The sequence below is a fragment of the Vibrio sp. 10N.286.51.B11 genome, assembly GCF_041469245.1.
Lineage (GTDB): Bacteria > Pseudomonadota > Gammaproteobacteria > Enterobacterales > Vibrionaceae > Vibrio > Vibrio crassostreae_C.
Genome location: NZ_JBFRKI010000038.1, coordinates 93,116 through 100,046 on the forward strand (window position 1 = coordinate 93,116; position 6,931 = coordinate 100,046).

Genomic DNA, 6,931 nt, shown 5'->3' on the forward strand with positions numbered 1-6,931 from the left:
CAGCCGTCATGGAGAAGAGCAATGCCTTTATTAGATAGTTTCACTGTTGATCACACACGCATGAACGCACCTGCCGTTCGTGTTGCTAAAACAATGCAAACCCCAAAAGGGGATACCATCACTGTGTTTGACCTGCGTTTTACTGCGCCAAACAAAGACATCCTATCTGAGAAAGGTATCCATACTCTAGAGCACCTATATGCTGGTTTCATGCGTAATCAATTGAACGGTTCAGATGTAGAGATCATCGATATCTCACCGATGGGCTGTCGCACTGGTTTCTACATGAGCCTGATTGGTACGCCTACAGAACAACAAGTGGCTGACGGTTGGTTGGCAGCGATGCAAGACGTACTGAAAGTTGAGAACCAGAATAAGATCCCTGAGCTGAACGAATACCAATGTGGTACCGCGGCAATGCACTCTTTGGATGAAGCGAAAGAGATCGCGAATGCGATCATCGCTGCAGGCATCTCTGTAAACAAGAATGATGAACTGGCACTGCCAGAGTCTATGCTGCAAGAGCTTAAGACCGACTAGTCATTGATAGCTACCCTAGATAGGGCGAGTTAGATACTAAAAGGCCCGGTTCAATGAACCGGGCCTTTTTCGTCAACGTATTTTAGGGCGAGACAGAGATTCAGTGATAACTCAGTTAGCCGTTCACGATCTGTGGGAACACGCGAACCAGTTTGATGCGGTTCTCTTCAAGCTCAACAATTTCCATTGGGTGGCTGGCAACCTGAACACTCAGGTGACTCTCAGGAATATCTTCAAGATGTTCCAGTATCAAACCATTCAGCGTTCTTGGGCCATCGGTAGGCAGTGCCCACTGTAAGCCTTTGTTGATATCTCGGATATTGGCACTGCCTTCAATCAAGAAGCTGCCATCGCTTTGCGGAGTAATCTCTTCAGATAAGCTTGGGGTGATTGAGGTGGTAAACTCACCTACGATCTCTTCTAGAATATCTTCTAATGTAACCAAACCATTGATGTCGCCATACTCATCAACAATCAAACCGATGCGCTGCTTATTGCGTTGAAACTTAAGCAGTTGAATATTGAGTGGTGTCGCTTCAGGAATAAAGTAGATCTCATCCGCGGCACGCAACAGGGTTTCTTTATTGAATTCGTTCTTTTCAAGCATCAGACGGTAAGCTTCACGCAGCCTAAGCATGCCGACCACTTCATCTATTTGGTCACGGTACAGCACTACGCGACCATGAGGCGAGTGGGTAAGTTGACGAACGATCGATTTCCAGTCGTCATTGATGTCGATACCAGTAATCTCATTACGCGGCACCATGATGTCGTTCACGGTGACGTGCTCTAAATCCAGAATAGACACCAACATATCTTGGTGACGTTGAGGGATTAAGCTACCGGCTTCATTTACCACGGTTCTAAGCTCTTCGGAGCTCAAGTGGTCGGTTGCATCATGGCTGGCTTTAACGCCTAAGATACGAATGAAGCCGTTGGTAATGAAGTTCACTAAGATCACCAATGGTGATAGCACCTTCATCAGTATCATCAAAAGGATACTACTCGCGTAAGAGACACGTTCAGGAAATAGAGAAGCGATGGTCTTTGGGGTTACCTCGGCGAATACTAGGATCACGAGAGTCAGGGTACCAGTAGCGATAGCCACACCGATATCCCCGTAGATGCGCATACCAAGAATAGTAGCGATCGCAGATGCAAGAATGTTGACGAGATTGTTGCCGATGAGGATGAGGCCAATCAATCTGTCTGGGCGGTTCAGAAGTTTTTCTACACGTTTGGCACCTTTATGACCCGTATTGGCCAAGTGCTTTAAACGGTAGCGGTTCAGGGACATCATGCCCGTTTCGGAACCAGAGAAATAACCAGAAATTACAATGAGACACGCGAGTAGCGCAAATAAGATACCCGTTGATATGTCGTCCAAAACTATTCTTTTCCTATTTGTGTATCTTGATTAATTTATGACCGAACATGGTCGAGATGTCAATTGAATGTATTGCACTCAATATTTTAAAGGCAAGGTATGTGAGACCTTGCCTTTATTTTACAGACTAGTTCAGGATGATTTCCTGGACGAAGCGGCTACCGAAGTAGGCCAATGTGAGCATGCTGGCGCCGGCCAGTGCGAACCAAGTGACTTTCTGTCCTCGCCAACCTTTCTGATAGTGACCCCATAGAAGAATGGAGTAGATAACCCAAGCGATAAAAGACAACACAGCCTTGTGTGCTTTTCCTTGAGCAAACATATCTTGCACGAAGATGAGACCCGTCAACAAAGTACCCGTTAATAAGCCATTACCAATCAGAATGATCTTGAAAAGCTGTCTTTCCACCATCATTAAAGGAGGTAGGTTAGGGTTTATCACTAAGGCTTTTTTCTTTTTAAGTTTGTGATCTAGCCAAGCAAGTTGCAGGGCGTATAGCGCGCCGATAGTTAACGTTGCGTATGAGAATAGAGCCAAAGATATGTGCACGAGCAGTTTTGGGTCATTCTCTAGATGTTTGATGAAGGTGCTTGGAAGAAAAGTGGCAGCCATCAAGTTCAGCGCAGCGAAGCTATAGACGACGGGTAAGATAAACCACAGACGGGTTTTGAGCATGGCACCGCTCATTACCACAGATATGATTAAACTGATTAATGAAGCAACGTTCAAGATACTGAGGTTTTGGCCACTGGCATTAAAAATCAAATCGCCAAGCAACCAAGCATGGAAAGCTAGAGCAAGTAATGCGCTGATAAACACCGTTTTTACACGGATTCCTGTTTGGTGCACGAGACCTGGAATGATCGTGGAAATTGCCATTGTATAAAGAAAGGCTGCTGCGATCGCAATAAGACTGTCCATGGTATCCATTTTAATGATTACTAATTGGCGAATTATACCTCGCATCGCTCTTTGGGGCTATGGCGAACCTCATTCAATTCCAAGTGAATAATGTCTCACATCACAAGCACGGATGATTAACGCTCTACAACGGGTATGACTCTAATCCGCGCTAATGTATACTCACAGTAATAGTCGCAGTTTTGAGCGAAGAGAAAACTATGTTTGATAATTTAACGGATCGTCTATCCAAAACGCTGAAGAACATCAGCGGTAAAGGTCGTCTGACCGAAGACAACATTAAAGAGACGCTGCGTGAAGTACGTATGGCGCTACTTGAAGCCGACGTTGCACTGCCCGTTGTCCGCGATTTTGTTAAGCGCGTAAAAGAAGGCGCTGTGGGTGTTGAGGTTTCTAAATCTCTAACGCCTGGTCAAGAATTCATTAAGATCGTTCAAGCTGAACTTGAAGCGGTGATGGGTGAGTCTAACGAGGCTCTTAACCTAGCAGCGCAGCCGCCAGCCGTTATCTTAATGGCGGGTCTACAAGGTGCGGGTAAAACCACATCGGTAGGTAAGCTATCTAAGCTTCTAACTGAGCGTGACAAGAAGAAAGTCTTGGTTGTGTCTGCCGACGTTTACCGTCCAGCGGCGATCAAACAGCTTGAAACGTTAGCAAGCGATGTTGGCGTAGACTTCTTCCCATCTTCAGCTGATCAAAAGCCTCTTGATATTGCAAACGCTGCAATCGACCACGCGAAGAAGAAATTCTACGACGTGCTACTTGTCGATACTGCTGGTCGTTTGGCTATCGATGAAGAGATGATGGGCGAGATCAAAGAGCTTCATACTGCAATTAAACCAGTCGAGACACTGTTCGTTGTTGATGCAATGACAGGTCAAGATGCTGCGAACACTGCAAAAGCTTTTGGTGATGCGCTACCACTAACCGGTGTTATCTTGACGAAAGTTGATGGTGATGCGCGTGGTGGTGCTGCTCTGTCTGTTCGTCATATCACAGGCAAGCCGATTAAATTCTTGGGTGTTGGTGAAAAGACTGACGCACTAGAACCGTTCCACCCAGATCGTGTTGCTTCTCGTATCTTAGGTATGGGCGACGTACTGTCTCTTATTGAAGACCTACAGAAAAACGTTGATACCGAGAAAGCAGAGAAACTGGCTAAGAAGTTCAAAGAGAAGAAAGGCTTTGACCTTGAAGACTTCCGTGAACAGCTAGGTCAGATGCAAAACATGGGCGGAATGATGGGCATGATGGATAAGCTTCCAGGCATGTCTCAGCTACCAGATAACGTTAAAGATAAAGTTGATGACAAGATGTTCAAGCAGATGGAAGCGATCATCAACTCTATGACCATGAAAGAGCGTCAACGCCCTGACCTAATCAAAGGCTCACGCAAAAAGCGTATTGCCGCTGGTTCTGGTACACAGGTACAAGATGTAAACCGTATGCTTAAGCAGTTCACCCAAATGCAGAAGATGATGAAGAAGATGCAGAAAGGTGGCATGAAAGGCATGATGCGCAACATGCAAGGCATGATGGGCGGCGGTGGAGGTATGGGCGGAATGGGTGGTGGCTTTAACCCGTTTGGTCGATAATCTACAAATGTAAGCTTTAGCTACGTTACTTTTCATAGTGTTAGCCGTGTCACAGAAAGTGTACGGCAGCTATGTTGGTGAAAAAATAGCTAAAGCCCTTGCATTGCACCGGAATAAGAGTAAAATTCCGGGGCTTTAATTTGGCACGAGACCCCAAGCTATTTACTTATACTTGGGGTTAATTATTTTATTAAGAAAGCAAAGAGGACGACATGGTAACCATTCGTTTGGCACGTCACGGTGCAAAGAAGCGCCCATTTTATCAAATCGTAGTTGCGGATAGCCGTAACGCTGCAACTGGCCGTTTCATCGAGAAAGTAGGTTTCTTTAACCCTACAGCTCAAGGTCAAGAAGAAGGTCTACGTCTAGACCTAGATCGTGTTAACCACTGGGTTGGTCAAGGCGCATCTCTATCTGATCGTGTAGCTAAGCTAGTTAAAGACGCTCAAAAAGCGGCTTAATTCTTTTTTAAAGAGAAATAGCTTATGTCGATGAAGGGTAAAGAAACTATGAGCGAGCAAAATAATAGAATTGTCATGGGTAAACTTGGGTCTACCTATGGTATTCGTGGCTGGCTCAAAGTGTTCTCCTACACAGACAATGCTGAAAGCATATTTGATTACAGCCCTTGGTATTTAAACCTAAAGGGTAAGTGGGTTGAGTACAAAGTTGAGAGCTGGAAACGTCATGGCCAAGGTTATGTATGTAAGCTAGCGGGATTAGATGTTCGTGAAGACGCGCAACTGATGACTAACTTTGAAATTGCTATTGACCCTGCTTCGTTACCTGAATTGTCAGAAGATGAATTCTACTGGCGCGAATTGTTCGGTATGCAAGTTTTTACCACTAAAGGTTACGACCTTGGTGAGGTCACTGACCTATTAGAAACTGGCTCGAACGATGTTCTAGTAATCAAAGCAAATCTTAAAGATGCTTTTGGCCAAAAGGAACGGTTAGTACCGTACCTTGAAGAGCAAGTGATCAAGAAAGTTGATCGCGAAGCTCGCCGGATCGAAGTTGACTGGGATCCTGGATTCTAACTCCAAATTACAGAGCGAGAGAACACATGTGGGTTGGCATTATTAGCCTTTTTCCTGAAATGTTCCGTTCTGTTACTGATTTTGGAGTAACAGGTCAAGCGGTTAAAAAAGGTCTTTTATCTATTGAGACATGGAATCCTCGTGATTTCACTCATGATAAACATCGCACTGTTGATGACAGACCTTACGGTGGTGGTCCTGGCATGTTAATGATGGTTCAGCCTTTGCGCGACGCTATCACAACGGCCAAGCAAGCAGCACCGGGAAAGACGAAAGTTATCTATCTTTCACCTCAAGGTCGTAAACTCGACCAGAAAGGTGTTGAAGAGCTGGCAACAAACGAGAATTTACTTCTTATTTGTGGTCGCTACGAAGGGGTAGATGAGCGCATCATTCAATCTGAAGTTGACGAAGAATGGTCGATTGGAGATTTTGTGATGACGGGTGGCGAACTGCCAGCCATGACGCTGATTGATTCAGTATCTCGGTTTGTTCCGGGTGTACTTGGAGATTTCGCTTCAGCAGAAGAAGATTCTTTTGCAAATGGTTTGCTAGATTGTCCCCATTATACGCGCCCTGAGGTGCTAGACGATAAAGATGTGCCATCGGTACTCAAGTCTGGAAACCATAAGGATATTCGTCGCTGGCGATTAAAACAATCGTTGGGCCGAACTTGGCTAAGAAGACCAGAACTCCTGGAAAACCTAGCTCTGACTGACGAACAGGAACAATTACTGGCTGAATTCATTAAAGAGCAACGCTCTTAACGAAAAGCAAGCAGTAACCTATTAAATTTAGTATCAGTTTATTCTAGGAATTTATACAAATGAGCAACATCATCAAGGCTCTTGAAGAAGAGCAACTAAAATCAGACCTTCCTAAATTCGCACCAGGTGACACTGTTGTAGTTCAGGTTAAGGTAAAAGAAGGTGACCGTGAGCGTCTACAGGCTTTCGAAGGCGTTGTAATCGCTATTCGTAACCGTGGTCTACACTCTGCATTCACAGTTCGTAAGATCTCGAACGGTGAAGGCGTAGAGCGTGCGTTCCAAACTCACTCTCCAATGGTTGATAGCATCGAAGTTAAACGCCGTGGTGCAGTACGTCGTGCCAAGTTGTACTACCTACGTGAGCGTTCTGGTAAGTCAGCTCGTATTAAAGAGAAGCTTACTAAGAAGTAATTCTTTTTGCATTCTATCGATAAAAGCGGAGCCATTTGGCTCCGCTTTTTTGTGTCTGTTATTTGGAGCTTAGCAGGTAAGAGATCCCCAATTCGCTCGTACCTCACTCTTGAGGATGACAAACCAGACGAAACTCATATTTAACCGTCATTCCCTAGACTGACGAAGGAAGGAGTAGGGAATCTCTACTAGCGCCGTGTTATAGGCAATAAAAAAGGATTGACGTTAAACGCCAACCCTTCAAAATTTACTCGCTACTCGCTACTC

The 6,931-nt window shown here is 45.0% G+C and carries 8 protein-coding genes; 6 read left to right on the plus strand and 2 right to left on the minus strand.

Features of this window, described 5'->3' with window-relative positions; genetic code table 11:
• Positions 1-21: 21 nt before the first annotated feature.
• The gene (luxS, locus tag AB4154_RS18360; protein ID WP_372123755.1) at positions 22-540 is read left to right on the plus strand and encodes an S-ribosylhomocysteine lyase; all 519 of its coding nucleotides are present in this window, start codon (positions 22-24) and stop codon (positions 538-540) included.
• Positions 541-655: 115 nt separating this feature from the next.
• Here the strand turns inward: luxS and AB4154_RS18365 are convergent, their stop codons facing one another.
• Together AB4154_RS18365 and AB4154_RS18370 are read right to left on the minus strand one after the other, a co-directional pair.
• Positions 656-1,927, minus strand: a complete 1,272-nt coding sequence (locus AB4154_RS18365; protein WP_017063233.1) for an HlyC/CorC family transporter — start codon at positions 1,925-1,927, stop codon at positions 656-658.
• Positions 1,928-2,054: 127 nt separating this feature from the next.
• Entirely contained in the window at positions 2,055-2,849 is a 795-nt protein-coding gene (locus AB4154_RS18370) for an inner membrane protein YpjD (RefSeq protein ID WP_019825854.1), read from the minus strand.
• Positions 2,850-3,049: 200 nt separating this feature from the next.
• Between AB4154_RS18370 and ffh the strand changes: the two genes are divergently transcribed.
• The 5 genes from ffh to rplS all read left to right on the plus strand — a co-directional run bounded on the left by ffh (position 3,050) and on the right by rplS (position 6,664).
• Complete coding sequence (ffh, locus tag AB4154_RS18375; protein ID WP_010435884.1) at positions 3,050-4,444, plus strand: signal recognition particle protein; 1,395 nt, start codon at positions 3,050-3,052, stop codon at positions 4,442-4,444.
• A gap of 212 nt (positions 4,445-4,656) precedes the next feature.
• Complete coding sequence (gene rpsP, locus AB4154_RS18380; protein WP_004410028.1) at positions 4,657-4,905, plus strand: 30S ribosomal protein S16; 249 nt, start codon at positions 4,657-4,659, stop codon at positions 4,903-4,905.
• Between the two features lie 24 nt (positions 4,906-4,929).
• Positions 4,930-5,484 (plus strand): ribosome maturation factor RimM, encoded by a 555-nt coding sequence (gene rimM, locus AB4154_RS18385; RefSeq protein WP_017063236.1) that lies wholly within the window; start codon positions 4,930-4,932, stop codon positions 5,482-5,484.
• A gap of 26 nt (positions 5,485-5,510) precedes the next feature.
• Positions 5,511-6,251 carry a tRNA (guanosine(37)-N1)-methyltransferase TrmD gene (gene trmD, locus AB4154_RS18390; RefSeq protein ID WP_017061056.1) on the plus strand — a complete coding sequence of 247 codons (741 nt, stop codon included), beginning with the start codon at positions 5,511-5,513 and terminating at the stop codon, positions 6,249-6,251.
• Positions 6,252-6,310: 59 nt separating this feature from the next.
• A complete protein-coding gene (gene rplS, locus AB4154_RS18395) occupies positions 6,311-6,664 on the plus strand; it encodes a 50S ribosomal protein L19 (protein ID WP_004735514.1) in 354 nt (117 codons plus the stop codon).
• The last annotated feature ends 267 nt before the right edge of the window (positions 6,665-6,931 follow it).